The sequence below is a fragment of the Bacillus sp. Root131 genome, assembly GCF_001429475.1.
Taxonomy (GTDB): Bacteria; Bacillota; Bacilli; order Bacillales; family Bacillaceae_G; genus Bacillus_A; species Bacillus_A thuringiensis_S.
In genome coordinates, this window is sequence record NZ_LMJQ01000001.1 from 494,274 (window position 1) to 511,483 (window position 17,210).

Below are 17,210 nucleotides of genomic sequence, written 5' to 3' on the forward strand. Positions count from 1 at the left end.
ATGAACGTACAGGAAAGTTTCGTTACGGCATTGGATGGATCGGAAATTTATTTACGTAAGTGGCTACCAGAAAGAGATCCGCGAGGGATTATTCAAATTGCACATGGTATGACAGAACATGCAGGTGTTTATACAGACTTTATTGCTGCGTTATTAAAAGCAGGGTATGGTGTTTATGCACATGATCATAAAGGTCATGGGAAAACAGTGAAAAGAGAAGAAGATTATGGTCATTTTAAACCAAATGTAGGTTGGAATGAGGCTGTTTCTGATGTTATTTTTGTATCAGAAACGATAAGAAAAGAGCAGACATGCCCGTTATTTTTACTTGGACATAGTATGGGTTCTTTTTTATCAAGACGTGCTGTACAACTGAAAGGTGAATTATATGATGGATTCCTTATTTCAGGAACTGGTGGAAATCCAGGGATTTTAGGAAGTATCGGTCATAAAGTAGCGACAATTGAGATGAAATTACGCGGGGAAAAAACGAAAAGTCCAATGTTAAATTTTTTATCTTTCGGAAACTTCAATTCACACTTTAAACCAAATCGTACAAAATTTGATTGGTTATCTTCAGATAACAGTCAAGTAGATAAATATATTGCGGACCCATTATGTGGATTCATTTGTACAACGAGTTTTTATCGAGAATTATTTTCTGGTGTATTAGAAGTAAATAAACTAGAAGAGTTCAAAAAAACACCGAAAAACCTTCCGATACATATTTTTTCAGGAGATCGTGATCCTGTTGGGGATATGGGGAAAGGTGTAAAAGAAGTATATGAAAATTATAAAAAATGCGGCGTGACAGATGTAACGCTGCATTTATATGAAAATGGCAGACATGAAATGTTCCATGAAGTAAATAAAGATGAAGTATTTCAAGATTTGATTTCTTGGTTAGATAAGCATATTGTATGAGAAGAAACCTCACTTTTTGAAGTGAGGTTTCTTTAAGGAGCTGGAGGAATAGTTATGAGTGAATTTGTTAATAAAGAATATGTAGAAATAGATTTTCAAGATGTTTTGATTAAGGAAGAGGAATTGAAGAATAGTACATTCATAAAATGCCGTTTTAGAGGGATAGATGCATCGGAAGTTTCTACTGAAAATTGTAACTTCATAGAATGTGATTTTACCGGTGCTCTTTTTAACGCTTCTATTCATCAAGGAACTACATTTGCGAATTGTAAGTTTGTTGGTGCGAATTTATTCGTATCGAAGTTTGAAGAATGTAAAATGACTGGCTCTGATTTTGAAGAAGCGAATTTAGACGGAATAACTATCATATCGGGTGATTGGTCATATACGAATTTAAGGTTTGCGAACTTAAGTAAACAAATGTTAAAGGGTATACGTTTCATGGAAGCGGACCTATATGAATGTAATTTAGAAAAAGCAGATTTACGTGAAGCGGATTTAACCGGTGCACAATTAGGTAAGGCGAAACTTAGCGGTGCAAATTTAAAGGGAGCGATAGTTGATAGAATTGACTTTACAAGCTTTAATTTGAAAAATGTAAAATTAGATATAGCACAGGCAGTTGCGGTAGCTAGATGTTATGGGGCTAAGGTAAACTAAATTGTTTAAAAAACCGTTCAAATTGCTGAACGGTTTTTTAAATCATAATAGTAGTATAATAGTGAATGAGGTGCTCATACTATGGAAGATAAAACATTAGGTATACTACTAGATGTAGTTGGGGAATTATTTTCAGATGAAATATCAATTGCCGTTTCGAATACGAAAGAATATATTTACTATCGGCCAAGTAAACGAATTGATTTAAAGATTAGCGCTGGGGACCCTATTAAGGAAGGGACGATTGCTCATAAAGCAATGGTAACGAAGCAAAAAGCCTCTGAGTTTATTAACCGAGATATTTTCGGTATTCCTTATCATGGAATGGCGGTACCATTTTCAAATAATGGCAAGATTGAAGGTTGCGTGACGGCAATTTATCCAGCTTTAACGGATGGTAAGTCAGTCGTTACTTTAAAAACAACAGACGGATGGGTTCCGGTTCCTTTTTCAAAGGTCATGTATTTAGAAGCTAAAGATAAAAAGACGTATGTGAATTCAGAAGAGTTAACAGGAACACATAAGTACTCGCTACAAGAATTCGAATACTTGTTGCCGAAAGATTCCTTTATTAGATGCCACCGTTCCTTTATTGTAAATGTTAATCATATTAAAGCGATTTATCCTGATACGCATTCTACTTTTGTACTTTCTATGGATAACGGAGAGAGGGTACCAGTGAGTCAGTCATACGCTAGCTATTTTCGTAAGCTTCTAGGATTCTAAAATTTTCTGCTTTAGAACCTAGATCCGCTGTTTTATCTGAATTTTCGGCATTGTGTAAGAAAACCCCTATTTTGATGGTGTTAATGTGTAAAATAATTATGAATATTCATTAAGAGAGGGATTACATATGGAAAATAATTTAGATAGAATTAGGGATCAACGATTAAAAGATCGCGTAGTTACACCCGAAGAAGCAGCTTCATGGATTGAAAGTGGAATGACTTTAGGTTTAAGTGGATTTACACGTGCTGGTGATGTAAAAGCAGTTCCATTTGCACTTGTAAATCGAGTTAAGAATGATAAATCTTTTAAAGTAAATGTTTATACAGGGGCTTCCTTAGGTTCGGATGTAGATAAATTATTTGCTGAGGCAGGGATTTTAGGGAAAAGATTGCCTTTCCAAGCCGATGCAACTATGCGAAAAGGAATTAATAACGGAGACTTTTTATTTGTGGATCAGCACTTATCTCATACAGCAGAGTTACTCCGTGCTGACGTTATGGATATAGATGTTGCTATTTTGGAAGCGGTTGCGATTACTGAAGATGGTATGATTATTCCAACCACTTCAATTGGAAATTCCTTAGCATTTTCCTTACATGCTAAGTCTATTATCATTGAAATGAATATGGCTCAATCTACGCAATTAGAGGGACTGCATGATTTATATGAACCAGGTAAACAAGGGGTAAGACTTCCAATTCCGCTCGTAAAAACGGATGATCGAATTGGAACAATTGGTATCCCGATAAATCCTGAAAAAGTGAAGGGGATTGTGTTTACGAATCAACTGGATTCACCATCGACAATTGTTCCTCCAGATGAAGAAACTGTCATTATGGCACAACATTTAATAGAGTTCCTTCGAGAAGAAGTTAAAGTAGGCCGATTAACAAAGAGTTTAGCACCGTTACAATCGGGAATTGGTTCAGTTGCCAATGCAGTATTGCACGGCATGCTAGATTCGGAGTTTGAAGATTTAGAAGTGTATTCTGAAGTTTTACAAGATGCGGTCTTTGATCTAATGGACGCTGGGAAAGTTAATTTCGCTTCCTGCTGCTCGATCACGCTTTCTGAAGAGAAAATGCAACAAGTATTTTCTAACTTTGAAAAATACCGAGACAAATTAATGATGCGCCCACAAGAGATTTCTAATCACCCTGAAATCATTCGCCGCCTAGGATTAATCTCGATTAATACTGCTTTAGAATTAGATATATACGGAAATGTTAACTCTACTCACGTTTTAGGTACAAAGATGATGAATGGTATTGGTGGTTCTGGTGATTTTGCGAGAAATGCACGTCTAGCTATATTTGTTACGAAATCAATTGCAAAAGGTGGTAACATTTCAAGTATCGTTCCTTTCGTTTCTCATGTAGATCATACGGAACATGATGTAGATGTTATCGTCACTGAACAAGGGTATGCTGACCTAAGAGGATTAGCGCCAAGAGAAAGAGTGGAACTAATTATTGAGAATTGTGTACATCCAATGTATCGTGACCAGCTAAGAGCTTATTACGAAGAAGCACAAACAAGAGGTGGACAAACTCCTCATGTTTTAGAAAAAGCTTTTTCTTGGCATACGAACTATGCTAAAAATGGAACAATGCTTGAAGCGGTAGTAGAAACTGTATAGGTGTGTATCGTACGAAATAGTAAAACGAATGAGTGAGCTTGAAGATTAAATTTTAGAAAAAGAGAACGCCGACTTTTAGGGATGGCGTTCTTTTTCTTTAAATAAATTGTTAAAAATCGTACTGATTATAATAAAGATTTATAAAAGTAATTTCTAATTTATGGAAATAAAAGGTTTTTTGAAGTGCTTTCCGAATCAATTTAGTAGTTTACATATTGAAAGTGAGGAAAAAGAATCATGAAGATAAGAGAAGCGTTATTAAGTGAAGCAAATGAATTAAGTGAATTCGCACTACATTCAAAAGCAACGTGGAATTATAGTGAAGAATTCATACTTGCCTGTAAGGAAGATTTAACAATTACGGAAGAGTACATAAAAAATAATTTTGTATATGTTTTAGAAAACGATAATACGAAGATTGGGTTTTTCTCATTTTTACATAACGATAAAGCTCTCGATTTCTTATACATTCATCCTCGTTACATAGGAAAGGGGTATGGAAAAATAATGTGGAAGTTTGTAATAGAGTAAGCAAAGGAACTAGGAATAAAAAGCTTTACAATTGATAGTGATCCGAATGCAAAAGGATATTACTTAAAAATGGGAGCACAGTTAATAGGAGAGACACCATCAACTGTCTTTAAGGGTCGTTTACTGCCTCTTTTGAAATATGATGTGTAAAACTATTAATAGTAGGGGAAGATTAGAATGGATGATGTAAAGGAAAAAAGAATATATGAAGCACTAATAAAATCGTGGTCGATTGAAACAAGTTCAAAGTGGACAATTGAAAATCCAGCAAAGGGACAATGTGGTGTTACAGCTCTTGTCGTTCAAGACATATACGGAGGAGAAATTAAAAAGACAAAAGTAAGAGAGGTATGGCACTTTTATAACTTTATAGATGGGCAGAGATTTGATTTTACAGAGACTCAATTCAATGGGAAATTGAATTATATGGATGAAAAGTCAAATCGGGAAGAAGCATTTGCAGATACAAATGAAAAGCAATATAGCATTTTGAAGGAAAAAATAACAAAAGAATTAAAATTATCTTTTGACTCTTAATCTTTAATAAGTTACTATAATGGTGGTAACTTATTAAAGGGAACTTCATAGAGTTGAAAGGGGAAATACTTTTGAAAACAACTTATGTAAACGCTACAATTGTAACGATGAATGAACAAAACGAAGTGATAGAAAATGGATATATCATTGTAGAAAATGATCAAATTATAGATGTAAAGAGCGGAGAATTCGCTAATGATTTTGCAGTAGATGAAGTAATTGACATGAAAGGAAAGTGGGTTTTACCAGGGCTTGTAAATACACATACACACGTTGTAATGAGTCTCTTAAGAGGTATTGGCGATGATATGTTATTACAACCATGGCTGGAGACGAGAATTTGGCCACTTGAAAGTCAGTTTACTCCAGAGCTTGCGGTTGCTAGTACGGAATTAGGATTACTTGAAATGGTGAAAAGTGGTACAACATCATTCTCTGACATGTTTAATCCAATTGGAGTAGATCAAGATGCAATTATGGAAACGGTATCAAAGAGTGGGATGCGAGCTGCTGTTTCAAGAACTTTATTTAGCTTCGGAACGAAAGACGATGAAAAGAAAGCAATCGAAGAAGCTGAGAAATATGTGAAGCGTTACTATAACGAAAGTGGCATGTTAACTACGATGGTTGCACCGCATAGTCCATATACATGTAGTGCAGAACTGTTAGAAGAGTGCGCTCGTATTGCAGTAGAAAATCAAACGATGGTTCATATTCATCTTTCGGAAACAGAGCGTGAAGTACGTGATATTGAAGCGCAGTACGGGAAACGTCCAGTAGAATATGCAGCAAGTTGCGGGTTGTTTAAACGCCCAACAGTTATTGCACACGGTGTAGTATTAAATGAAAATGAGCGTGCATTTTTAGGAGAACATGATGTTCGAGTAGCACATAACCCAAATAGTAATTTAAAACTAGGTTCTGGTATAGCAAATGTAAAAGCGATGCTAGAGGCAGGAATGAAAGTAGGAATTGCAACAGATAGTGTGGCATCTAACAACAATTTAGATATGTTTGAAGAAATGCGCATAGCGACTTTACTACAAAAAGGTATTCACCAAGATGCAACAGCGTTACCAGTTGAAACAGCTCTTACACTTGCGACTAAAGGAGCTGCTGAAGTAATCGGGATGAAACAAACAGGATCACTTGAGGTTGGAAAGTGTGCTGATTTTATTACGATTGACCCATCTAATAAGCCGCATTTACAACCAGCAGATGAAGTGTTATCGCACCTGGTATATGCAGCTAGTGGAAAAGATATAAGCGATGTAATTATTAACGGAAAGCGTGTCGTTTGGAATGGCGAATGTAAAACGTTAGATGAAGAGCGTATTATATTTGAAGCGAGTCGTTATAAACGAGGTTTACAAAGATAGATAATTATGTGGCAGTTGAAAAAGCTATCCTTTTTTAAAAGGATAGCTTTTTTCTCGAACGAATAAATATTCAAAAGAATGTCGCATCTTTCTGTTCATATTTCTGCTATAATATATTACGCTTTATAATATTTTATATTTAAGGAGAACAACTCATGAAGCGAAAAAAGAGCCATTTAATGGTAATGGCACTTGTTACATCTTTATTATTAACAGCTTGTAATAATAAAGCGGATAAAAGTGACATAGAGGTTAAAAAACAAGTGTTAAATGTAACAGTATCAGAAGAAATTCCTTCTCTGGACACTGTGAAAACAACAGATGGTACATCAGCGCACGTTATGCAGAATATATTTGAAGGGTTATATGTATTAAATGATCAAGATCAGCCTACTCCAGCCATAGCAAAATCGTTTAAAAGAAGTGAAGATGGTAAGAAATATACATTTGACTTGCGTAAAGATGCAAAATGGTCAAATGGGGATAATGTAACAGCAAATGATTTTATGTTTGCGTGGAAACGTGCAATTAACCCTGAAACAGCATCTCAATATGCGTCCATGCTCTTTTATGTAAAAAATGCCAAAGAGATTAATAAGGGAGCAATGTCTCTAGATGAACTTGGAGTTACGGTTATAAATGATTATAAGTTAGAAGTTGAACTAGAACAGCCAATTCCGTATTTTTTACAGTTGTTAGCATTACCTATATATTTACCACAGCATGAATCATTTTTGAAAGAACAAGGAAACAATTATGCATTGGAACCTAGTAATCTCATATATAACGGTCCATTTGTATTAGAAAAATGGAAGCATGAACAAGAGTTTCAATTAAAGAAAAATGCTACATATTGGGATCAAAAGAAAGTGAAACTAGACGAAATAAACTTTCATATCGTGAAGGATACAATGACAGCTGTAAATTTATATGAAGCCGGAGATTTGGACCGGGTACCTATTAATTCGCAAGTTGTAGACAAGTATAAGGGGAATAAGGAATTACATATGTCGAGTGATCCTGGAATTGCTATGCTTCGTTTTAATGAAAAAAATACCGCGTTAGCAAATAAAAAGGTGCGTCAATCTATTTCATTAGCGTTAAATAAAGATGATTTCGTTGCTCACTTTATTAATAACGGAGCAAAACCTGCAAGTGGACTTGTACCAGTTGGTCATGTAAATGAAGAGACTGGCAAAGATTTTAGAAAAGAAAACGGAGATCTTTCTCTATATGACTTACAAAAGGCGAAAAAGATTTGGGAAGAAGCGAAAAAAGAACTTGGAGTAGGCGAAGTAAACCTTGAGTTTCTAACATTTGAACAAGATAACGCAAAACGTATGGCAGAATATATAAAAGGTGACTTAGAAAAGTATTTGCATGGATTAACGATACAAATTAAACAACAGCCATTTAAGCAAAAATTACAGTTAGAACAAACAGGTGATTACGATATAACTATGGCAAATTGGGGACCTGACTATAAAGACCCAATTAGTTATTTAGAGTTATTTACGACAGGGAATCCGAATAATAAAATGAATTATTCTAATGTTCGTTACGATGAATTAATAAAGAAAGCGAAAACGGATTTTGTACTAGATAGGGAAAAACGATGGGAAGCGTTGCGAGAAGCCGAGCAGGTATTATTAGAAGATGCTGCGGTGGCGCCGCTTTATCATATTGGCTCAGCGTATGTACAAAAGGAGTATGTAAAAGGGATTGAAAAACATCAATTTGGTGGTGTTTATACTTATAAGAATGCTTATATTGCTAATGAATAAATACAAAAAACCTTACTTTTTAAAAGTAAGGTTTTTTACACATGAATTCTATTAAACCGATTTTAATAAAGCGTAAAAATTCGTATCATATGGGATATCATCTTGATACATATAATTTTTTAGAACGCCTTCTTTTTCAAAGCCTAATTTTAATAGTACTTTATTGGAAGCTTCATTTTCAAGAAATACAATTGCCCCGATCCGCTTTAAATGAATCGTATGGAAACCGTATGATATAACCTCAGAAACAGCTTCAGTCGCATATCCTTTTCCCCAGTGTTCAGGTAAAAAGGCATAACTTATATTGGCTCGTTTATGCTCAGAAGACCAATCGTGAAAACCAATGGTACCGATGAGTTCTTTCTTGTCTTTTAATTCGATTCCCCATTTTATACCGTTTCTTGCATTGTAACTGAGCTTAAAGTTATGAATGATTTGTTTCACTTGATCAACATCTTGTAACGGTTTTTGGCCATAATAGCGCAGTACATTAGTATTAGAAAAGCATTGTAGTATACGCGGTGCATCTTCTTCGGTAAGTTCTCTTAAAATGAGTCGGTCTGTTTTCAATATAGGAAACATGCTTTCACTCCATTTCTTTTGAAACTAGAATGTGTTGTTATTATATAATCTAGTCTGAAAATAAAGATTATTCAAGAGGGGAGTAAGGTTTTAATTTATGATAAAATTGATTGTGGAATATATTTCAAAAAGAGGTTTGTATATGGAGAAAAATTCAATTTTAATTGTAGATGATGATCAAGATATTGTTCAATTTATAAAAGTGAATCTAATGCAAGAAGGTTTTAAAGTTTTTAGTGCTCATAACGGAGAAGAGGCTTTAGAAATAATAAATAATAACAGTATTCAACTTGCTATTTTGGATATTATGATGCCTCAAATGGATGGTATAGAACTTTGTAGAAGGGTTAGAGAGAAACATAGTTTACCAATTATGTTTTTAAGCGCGAAATCATCGGATGTAGATAAGGTAATTGGATTTAGTACTGGGGCAGATGATTATATTGTGAAGCCGTTCAGTACAATTGAATTTATCGCAAGAGTGAAAGCTCAATTAAGAAGGTATACATATTTCAACCAAAATGCTGTTCAAGTAATGGAAAAGAAAATAAATATTAGAGGTTTAGAAATAGATGAAGTGTCGAGAACAGTAATGTTATATGGAGAAACAATGAATCTTACGAAAACTGAATATGATATTTTGTACTTAATGGCCGCTGCAAAGAATCGTGTGTTCACTATTGAAGAAATATATGAGAGCGTTTGGAAAGAAAGAGCCTATGAAAGTAATAATACAGTAATGGTTCATATTGCAAGATTAAGAAATAAAATTGAAGAGAATCCAAAAGAGCCGAAGTTTATTCAAAATGTTTGGGGAGTCGGATATAAAATTGAAGATTAAATCATTACAAGGCATTAGAGCTAAGTTTTTTATTGCATTCATATGTAGCATTTTGTTAGCAACTGTAAGTATAATAGCGTTTCAAATTGTAATTGGAAATATATATAGTCATGTTACTGCGTTAGAGGAAAAATATTCATTTTTATATTTTATAGTTTTTTTGATTTTTACTACAACATACTTTGCATTCATGACAAAAACGATGATGAAAAGATTATCTCAAATTAATAAGAACGTGAAGAAAATAAGTGATGGTAATTTTGAAATACATATACCTATTTCGAAAAGCGATGAGATTGGTGAACTAGCGGCAAATGTTAATAGAATGGCGAAAAGTTTAAAAGAGTCTATTGAGAATGAAAAAAAATCACAGGAAATGAAAAATGAAATGATTAGTAATATTTCTCATGACTTACGAACGCCAGTAACATCTTTAATAGGTTATGCGGACCTGTTAGGAAATAAACTTCATTCAAATGGAGAAGAATGTGAAGAGTATGTAAGTATATTAAAGCGAAAAAGTTATGAATTAAAAAATCAAGTAGATGATTTATTAGAATACTGTCAAATAAATTATAGAGAGATTGAATTACATAAAGATGAAATAGATATGAAAGCATTAATTGAACAAATCATGATTGACTTTGTACCACAATTAGATGATGCCAATATGAGCTTTTATATTAAAAGTGATGAAGTGCTACATGTAGAAGTTGATGTGGCACTTATAGTGAGACTATTTGAAAATGTAATAGGTAATAGTATTATGTATGGAAAAGATGGAAAGGAAATTGCAATTGGAATTTCCAATAAAACAATGAATGTTGAAGTAGAAATTAAAAATTTTGGACAATGCATTCCGAAAGAGGACCTTCCTTACGTTTTTGAGAAATTTTATCGTAGTGAAAAATCACGTAGCTCTCATACGGGTGGGAAAGGAATAGGACTTGCAATTTCGAAAAGTATAGCACAGCTCCATCAAGGGGATATAACTGTACGTAGTAACGATAAAGAAACAGTTTTTACTGTAAAATTACCGCAGTATAAAAAAGTAAGAAAGTCGTAAGTATTTCTTTCATATGTCGTAATTTTTACTTTGTATCATTGAGAAAAAGGATATGAGAGTAGGGATACGACATGTGGAAGAAATTTTTATTAGTAATTATAGTTCCTTTTTTAATTATAAGTTGGAGTTTAATTTATGTAGCTAATGGTGTTACATCAGTCTTTGTTTGGTGGTGTATACAGGCTTTTAGTGTAATTTCAGTTTTTCTCTTAATAGGATCAGTAATAATGTTTTTTTTGAACGGCATTTTTAGAAAGCGGATAGATAGAACGCTACTTTTAATTATTCTGTTTTCTATCATTGGAGCTTGGCCTGTCGGTTGGTTTGCTAATATAGGTAGAATTGCTTATCCAGCAGATATACAATCGATGAGTCCTAAAGCAGTAGTTCGTGTTCCTTTGAATGAACGAGCATTGATAGGTTGGGGCGGTGATCGGTTAGAAACGAACTATCACGTTATAAAACCAAATGAAAGGTGGGCATATGATATCCTTATGCCGCCTGCTGAAGTGAAAAGTAGTATGTTAGAGGATTATGGAATATATGGAGCAGAAGTAATGGCACCAGCTTCTGGAACAGTTGTATCTATTAATAATGATGAAAAAGATGTAGTTCCAGGAGAGGATGATTTTCAGTCGATGGCGGGGAATCATATTTATTTACGACTAGATGAATCAGGGACATTTTTGATTCTTGCCCATTTAAAGAAAGGCTCAATTAAAGTGAGGGAAGACCAACATGTAAATGAAGGAGAGGTTCTTGCTCAAGTCGGTAACTCCGGAAGTTCAAGTGAGCCGCATTTACATATTCATCATCAAAGGCAGGATCCGTCCAAAGTAAATATGTTTTTTGCGGAAGGATTGCCACTTTACTTTCGAACTGAAAATGGTGTCATGATGCCGGAAAGAGGGACATACATAAGTGGTAAGTAGAAGAAAATCATTTCATCCAAAAAGGGTATTCCAAATTAAAATTGGAATACCCTTTTTTCATTACCCTACAAACGTTTGATACAGTAAGAAAATATTTAAAATGATAACGAGTGCTGCAATTATCCATGCGATAAATGTTGTTATACGGTGGTTAACGAGTGCACCCATAATCTTTTTATTACTTGTAAACATAATAAGTGGCACTAGTGCAAATGCAATACCAAATGATAAGACAACTTGACTCATAACGAGAGCGTAAGTTGGATTTACACCTAAAGCGATAATAACTAGTGGTGGAATCATTGTAATAAATCGACGTAAATATAACGGAATATGCATGCGAATGAATCCTTGCATAATAATATCACCTGACATTGTACCGACAGAAGAGCTTGATAAACCTGCTGATAAAAGTCCAATCCCAAATAATGCAGCCGATACAGGACCTACTAAGTTGGTAAATTGAGTGTAAGCAACATCTAAATCTTCAACGTGCATACCGTTTTTAAAGAATAGTGCAGCTGCTACAATTAACATACTTGCATTAATTGCTCCAGCGATAACCATTGCAATAATAATATCGATAAATTCGAAACGAAAAATCTTTTTCTTTTGTTCGTCAGTTGTTCCAACCACGCGGCGTTGTGTTAATGCAGAATGCAAGTATATTGCATGCGGCATAACTGTCGCACCTAAAATCCCTGCTGCAAGTAATATACTGTCTACACCTTGGAATTTCGGAATAAATAGTCCTGAAAGAAGGGGACTTAATTCTGGTTTTGCATAAAAAACTTGGATCCCAAATGCTATTACTACAATAAAGATCATCCCTGTAATAATAGCTTCTAGTGAGCGAAATCCTCTGCGTTGAAACTCAAGAATAATAAATGATCCGACTGCTGTAATTAAAGCAGCTGGTAACATAGGTATTCCAAATAATAAATACAATCCGAGTGCTGCCCCGATAAATTCAGCTAAATCTGTAGCCATAATAACGAGTTCACCTTGTATCCATAAGCCGATAGACACAGGCTTTGGAAAGTTTTCACGAGCTATTTCGGGTAAATTGTTTCCTGTAGCAATTCCTAATTTAGCCGATAAAGTTTGGATTAATACAGCCATTAAGTTAGAAGCGAATATAACCCATAATAGTAAATATCCATATTGTGAACCAGCTGCGATATTTGTAGCAAAGTTGCCAGGATCAATATAAGCAACGGAAGCGATAAAAGCGGGCCCTAAAAATGGTAACAGTCTTTTCCAGCCTTTTGTTTCTCCACTTAAAGCTAAGTGAGCTGATTGTACAGTTGTACTTTCAGAAGGGAGATGTTCATCTTTTGTTATATCTTTATTCATAGTAGTTTTCCCCTTTAAAATGTTAACTTGATGAAATTATTGTATTTATTCTTACTCATTATTTCAATACATTTAAATATGTTATGTGATAATTTCATTTGAACACGAAAGTTTCCTTAATGCAAATTATATGCCTTTATGCAATGGATGGTGTGATAATGTAAAATGAATTGGGAGTTTATGGTGTGATGACATGGGGAAACATAGTGAATTAAAGGGCTGTTTTTGAAATTTATGTGAACATAAAGCCGATAATACAGCATATTAATTGATGGAATTGCATTTGTATGATATATAATATATTGGGATTACAACATAACCATAGTGTTTTGATGTGTAATCTTGTTTTTTTATTTTTGTTAACTGATAGAAAATAGTATAAAGAAAAGAAAATGGGATTCATTTTCTTATTATATATGTTTTGATATGAACGTTAACTTATACATGATTTTAAAAATTAGATAGGTGGTAGAAATACATTGGCAACTACAAAACCATACAGAGTATTACTATATTACATGTACACAACAATTGAAAATCCAGAAGAATTCGCGGCAGAGCATTTAGAATTTTGTAATTCACTTGAATTAAAAGGAAGAATTCTTGTAGCAAAAGAAGGTATTAACGGAACTTGTTCTGGAACTGTAGAGCAAACAGAAAAATACATGGAAGCAATGAACAATGATCCACGTTTTGATGGTATCGTATTTAAAATAGATGAAGAAGAAGGGCATGCATTCAAGAAAATGCACGTACGTCCTCGTCCAGAATTAGTTACACTTCGTCTAGAAGATGACATTAACCCACACGAAATAACTGGGAAGTATTTAGAGCCAAAAGATTTTTATGAGGCAATGAAACAAGAAGATACAGTTATCATTGATGCACGAAATGATTATGAATTTGATTTAGGACACTTCAAAGGTGCGATTAAACCTGATATTGAATCATTCCGTGAATTACCAGATTGGATTAGAGAAAACAAAGAAACACTTGAAGGTAAAAAGATTTTAACTTATTGTACAGGCGGAATTCGTTGTGAGAAATTCTCAGGTTGGTTAGTTCGTGAAGGTTATGAAGATGTAAGTCAGCTTCACGGCGGAATTGTAACGTACGGAAAAGACCCAGAAGTACAAGGTGAGCTTTGGGATGGACAATGTTACGTGTTTGATGAGCGTATCGCTGTACCAGTAAATCAAAAAGAACATGTTATCGTTGGTAAAGACCACTTTACAGGTGAACCATGTGAGCGCTATGTAAACTGTTCAAATCCAGAATGTAATAAGAAAATTTTATGTTCTGAAGAAAACGAAGCGAAATATTTACGTGCATGTTCTCATAAATGTCGTGTAAGTCCACGTAACCGCTACGTAATACAACATGAATTAACGGAAGAGCAAGTAGCTGCTGCATTAGAGAAAATCGAAGCAGGGAAGTAAGCTGAATTCGTATAGTAAAAAGGTACTCCAAGCTTTATTTTGGAGTACCTTTTTTGTTATACGGTTCTGTCATTTGTCGGTAATTCGATATATTTGAAAAATCGCTGATAAAAATTTCATTTACTGCAGCATACCACATATTTGGAAATAACCTTCTTTAATTTTTATCCTCTTTTTCTTTTACAGCAGACAGTACAGTTTGTTTTACCCATGCTTTTCTTCTTTTGTGCTGCACAGCCCATTGGTATAACCCTTGAGCCCCTAAAATAAGTGAAATGACAATGCCGCTAATCGCAATTAATAGAGCGAAAAATTCAAGAGGTGACGATATTTTGTTTGAATCGGTGTTTCTTAGAAGATCGATCATAGTAAACCCTAACATTTGGCCTACTACAGAGTAGAGCGTTAAAATTAATAATAAGAGACTATCTTTTTTTGAGGCGACATTTTCTTGATATTTAAACAAACTATCAAGATTTTGTTTCGCGTTCGAGTATAAAACCTCAATATTAAAAAGTTTTCTTAAGCGGAAGAAAATATCTTCACTTTGTGATTGAGATACTAATTCTAAAGAAAAATAATTAGCAGTGAACGAATTAATCGAATAAATTAATTTCTCTATTTCATTAGTATCTTGTTCAATATTTAGCTCAGCATAGGCGTTTGCCATTTTTAATAAAACAATTTTATGGAATAGGTTTAATAATAAAGCGTAATAAAATTCTCCGTACATTTGACTAGCAAGTTTATCGATTTCGCGTTCTCCTTCATTTGTTACACATGTAAAAATATGTTCTTCCATAATGAAGTAACGATTTGGAGCCCATCTCTGGTAAGCGTGTTTTTTTAAATAGTTATGAATGTAAGGAAGGTTACTTGCACTCACATATGGCTTACCATCACTTGTTAATCCGGAAAGACTGGAAGTACGATAAACATCCACTTCATTAAGTTCCATACCTTCTTTTAGTGACAATAAAGTTTGGACGTACATTCTCTGGTCTTCAAAGAAAGGGAAGGTTTGAAAGTATGAACTTCTTAATCTCTTCTTTTCAAAGAAATCAGTTACGCCATGAAATAAATAACCAAAAATGAATTTTTCAACTTGGGAATACTTTTTTCCGTTACATTCAATACAAATAGACTCATTTGTATCAGTTTTAGTTTCAAGTACACGGAAGCGATCTGCGAATTCGATTGCTTCAGATAAAGTCATGTTTGGAGCAGTGTTTACTTCTGTTCGAATTGTTAAGAAGCCAAGTTCATAAGGACAAAGTGTTACATCAATAGAGTGTATCTTGAATGGAATTGAAATAAGGTTTGTTGTTAAATGTCCAGTTAAGTTAAGATCTTTTGAATAACGTTGCAAGCCCTTTTGATGCTCTGAGTGAGGAAAGAGAATTTTATTTGTAAATGAAAGATAGTATGCTTCCATATTTTGATGTGAAACTTTAAACTCCCCATAATATGTATTTTCATCATCGAGATGATCGAGCCGAAAAGGACGAAAATCGTTTTTTTGTAAGAAAGGGAACATATTTTGTTCATATCCAGTTTTAAACGAAAACGGGAATATAAATTGGAATATAGCTGTTGCTACACCTTTTTCCTCAATTGTTTGTATTGCCTCCATCTACATTGTTTCCTTTCCATATATGCTATAGAAACAACATGCCCAAATTTATTTGAAAATAACCACTGTTTTATACTCAATTGAGAGTGAAAATTCAGCTTATTTAGCAGAGGACATGTATAATGTTATGTATACTAAAAGTTGTAAAATTGTATTTTGAAAAGGGGGATGCTGTATGCGGATTTTAGTATTAGGCGCTGGTGGAGTCGGAGGGTTTTTTGGTGGCAGATTAGTCGAAAAGGGAGAAGATGTTACATTTCTTGTTCGTAGTAAACGGAAAAAACAATTAGAGGAAAGAGGACTTGTAATCCGAAGTGTTAACGGGGATTTTTCCTTCCAACCGAAATTAATAACGAAAGAAGAGAGAACTTCTCCATTTGATGTCATTTTATTTTCAACAAAAGCGTATCACTTAAACGAGGCTATTCAAGATTTGAAGCCGTTTGTTGGCGAAAATACTGTAATCATTCCATTGTTAAATGGTATCGCTCATTTATCACTACTACAAAAAGAATTCGGCGAAGAAAAAGTAATTGGCGGTTTATGCTTTATCGAGACGACGTTAAACGATCAAGGAGAAATTGTACAAACTAGTGCTGCCAACAGACTTGTGTTTGGAGAAATTAAGTCTCAAAATTCAGAGAGAGTAAAGCATATTTCTAAAGCATTTGCAGGTACGAAGTCTAGTTTTGTTTTAAGTGAAAATATTACGCAAGATATGTGGCATAAATATTTATTTATTACTGTAATGTCAGGTATGACAACGTTAATGCGTGCACCAATTGGACCAATTCGTGAAAGTGAAGGCGGCCGTGATTTTATCCGTAATGTGTTTGAGGAATCTGTACAAATCATGAGAGTATTAGGAGCTCCAGTAAAGGAAAATATTGCCCAGGAACATATGAAAACGATTGATAAAATTTCGTATGATATGAAGTCATCGATGCAGCGTGATATGGAAAAGGGTTCATTTATTGAAGGGAAGCACTTGCAAGGATATTTACTGGATGTAGCAGAGAAATTTTCTATAGCGGCACCATTATTAGGAACTATATATCAAAATTTAAAGGTGTATGAAGAGATGACCTTTAACAAATCTGTAATAGAATTAGATGTATGAAAAAATAAAAAAGATAGCAATATATAAGTGTATTGCTATCTTTTTTATTTTTTTGTAT

The 17,210-nt window shown here is 34.0% G+C and carries 15 protein-coding genes and 1 pseudogene; 13 read left to right on the forward strand and 3 right to left on the reverse strand.

The features are described 5' to 3' along the window. From ASE54_RS02540 to ASE54_RS02575, 8 genes and pseudogenes are all read left to right on the forward strand, one after another. The gene (locus ASE54_RS02540) at positions 1-924 is read left to right on the forward strand and encodes an alpha/beta hydrolase (protein WP_001102605.1); all 924 of its coding nucleotides are present in this window, start codon (positions 1-3) and stop codon (positions 922-924) included. A gap of 54 nt (positions 925-978) precedes the next feature. Then, positions 979-1,584 carry a pentapeptide repeat-containing protein gene (locus ASE54_RS02545; RefSeq protein WP_001288924.1) on the forward strand — a complete coding sequence of 202 codons (606 nt, stop codon included), beginning with the start codon at positions 979-981 and terminating at the stop codon, positions 1,582-1,584. Between the two features lie 81 nt (positions 1,585-1,665). Then, positions 1,666-2,310 carry a LytTR family DNA-binding domain-containing protein gene (locus ASE54_RS02550; protein ID WP_000389698.1) on the forward strand — a complete coding sequence of 215 codons (645 nt, stop codon included), beginning with the start codon at positions 1,666-1,668 and terminating at the stop codon, positions 2,308-2,310. A gap of 127 nt (positions 2,311-2,437) precedes the next feature. Further along, on the forward strand, positions 2,438-3,952 hold the full coding sequence (locus ASE54_RS02555; protein ID WP_000429791.1) for an acetyl-CoA hydrolase/transferase family protein: 1,515 nt from the start codon (positions 2,438-2,440) through the stop codon (positions 3,950-3,952). 237 nt (positions 3,953-4,189) lie between these two features. Next, positions 4,190-4,633, forward strand: a pseudogene (locus ASE54_RS02560) (GNAT family N-acetyltransferase). Between the two features lie 27 nt (positions 4,634-4,660). Next, positions 4,661-5,020 carry a hypothetical protein gene (locus ASE54_RS02565; RefSeq protein ID WP_000342908.1) on the forward strand — a complete coding sequence of 120 codons (360 nt, stop codon included), beginning with the start codon at positions 4,661-4,663 and terminating at the stop codon, positions 5,018-5,020. 53 nt (positions 5,021-5,073) lie between these two features. Continuing rightward, positions 5,074-6,399 (forward strand): bifunctional S-methyl-5'-thioadenosine deaminase/S-adenosylhomocysteine deaminase, encoded by a 1,326-nt coding sequence (locus ASE54_RS02570; protein ID WP_003309343.1) that lies wholly within the window; start codon positions 5,074-5,076, stop codon positions 6,397-6,399. 155 nt (positions 6,400-6,554) lie between these two features. Continuing rightward, positions 6,555-8,183 (forward strand): peptide ABC transporter substrate-binding protein, encoded by a 1,629-nt coding sequence (locus tag ASE54_RS02575; RefSeq protein WP_000823502.1) that lies wholly within the window; start codon positions 6,555-6,557, stop codon positions 8,181-8,183. Between the two features lie 51 nt (positions 8,184-8,234). Here ASE54_RS02575 and ASE54_RS02580 read toward each other — a convergent pair whose 3' ends face one another. Next, positions 8,235-8,765 (reverse strand): GNAT family N-acetyltransferase, encoded by a 531-nt coding sequence (locus ASE54_RS02580; RefSeq protein WP_000483974.1) that lies wholly within the window; start codon positions 8,763-8,765, stop codon positions 8,235-8,237. 142 nt (positions 8,766-8,907) lie between these two features. On the opposite strand from ASE54_RS02580, the gene ASE54_RS02585 reads away from it, so the two are divergent. The 3 genes from ASE54_RS02585 to ASE54_RS02595 all read left to right on the forward strand — a co-directional run bounded on the left by ASE54_RS02585 (position 8,908) and on the right by ASE54_RS02595 (position 11,604). Further along, positions 8,908-9,606 carry a response regulator transcription factor gene (locus ASE54_RS02585; RefSeq protein ID WP_000414529.1) on the forward strand — a complete coding sequence of 233 codons (699 nt, stop codon included), beginning with the start codon at positions 8,908-8,910 and terminating at the stop codon, positions 9,604-9,606. After that, positions 9,572-10,672, forward strand: coding sequence for a HAMP domain-containing sensor histidine kinase (locus ASE54_RS02590; protein ID WP_114365417.1), 1,101 nt, complete (start codon positions 9,572-9,574; stop codon positions 10,670-10,672). The genes ASE54_RS02585 and ASE54_RS02590 overlap by 35 nt, the downstream gene beginning before the upstream one ends. 71 nt (positions 10,673-10,743) lie before the next feature. Continuing rightward, positions 10,744-11,604, forward strand: coding sequence for a M23 family metallopeptidase (locus ASE54_RS02595; protein ID WP_000265527.1), 861 nt, complete (start codon positions 10,744-10,746; stop codon positions 11,602-11,604). Between the two features lie 60 nt (positions 11,605-11,664). Here ASE54_RS02595 and ASE54_RS02600 read toward each other — a convergent pair whose 3' ends face one another. Then, entirely contained in the window at positions 11,665-12,960 is a 1,296-nt protein-coding gene (locus ASE54_RS02600) for an Nramp family divalent metal transporter (RefSeq protein WP_001030674.1), read from the reverse strand. A 479-nt stretch (positions 12,961-13,439) separates the two neighbouring features. Here ASE54_RS02600 and ASE54_RS02605 point away from each other — a divergent pair, with 479 nt between their 5' ends. Further along, positions 13,440-14,399, forward strand: a complete 960-nt coding sequence (locus tag ASE54_RS02605; RefSeq protein WP_000246235.1) for a rhodanese-related sulfurtransferase — start codon at positions 13,440-13,442, stop codon at positions 14,397-14,399. A gap of 157 nt (positions 14,400-14,556) precedes the next feature. Here ASE54_RS02605 and ASE54_RS02610 read toward each other — a convergent pair whose 3' ends face one another. Beyond that, positions 14,557-16,032, reverse strand: a complete 1,476-nt coding sequence (locus tag ASE54_RS02610; RefSeq protein ID WP_000387459.1) for a hypothetical protein — start codon at positions 16,030-16,032, stop codon at positions 14,557-14,559. Between the two features lie 175 nt (positions 16,033-16,207). Between ASE54_RS02610 and panE the strand changes: the two genes are divergently transcribed. Then, entirely contained in the window at positions 16,208-17,152 is a 945-nt protein-coding gene (gene panE / locus ASE54_RS02615; RefSeq protein WP_001221901.1) for a 2-dehydropantoate 2-reductase, read from the forward strand. Positions 17,153-17,210: the final 58 nt, after the last annotated feature.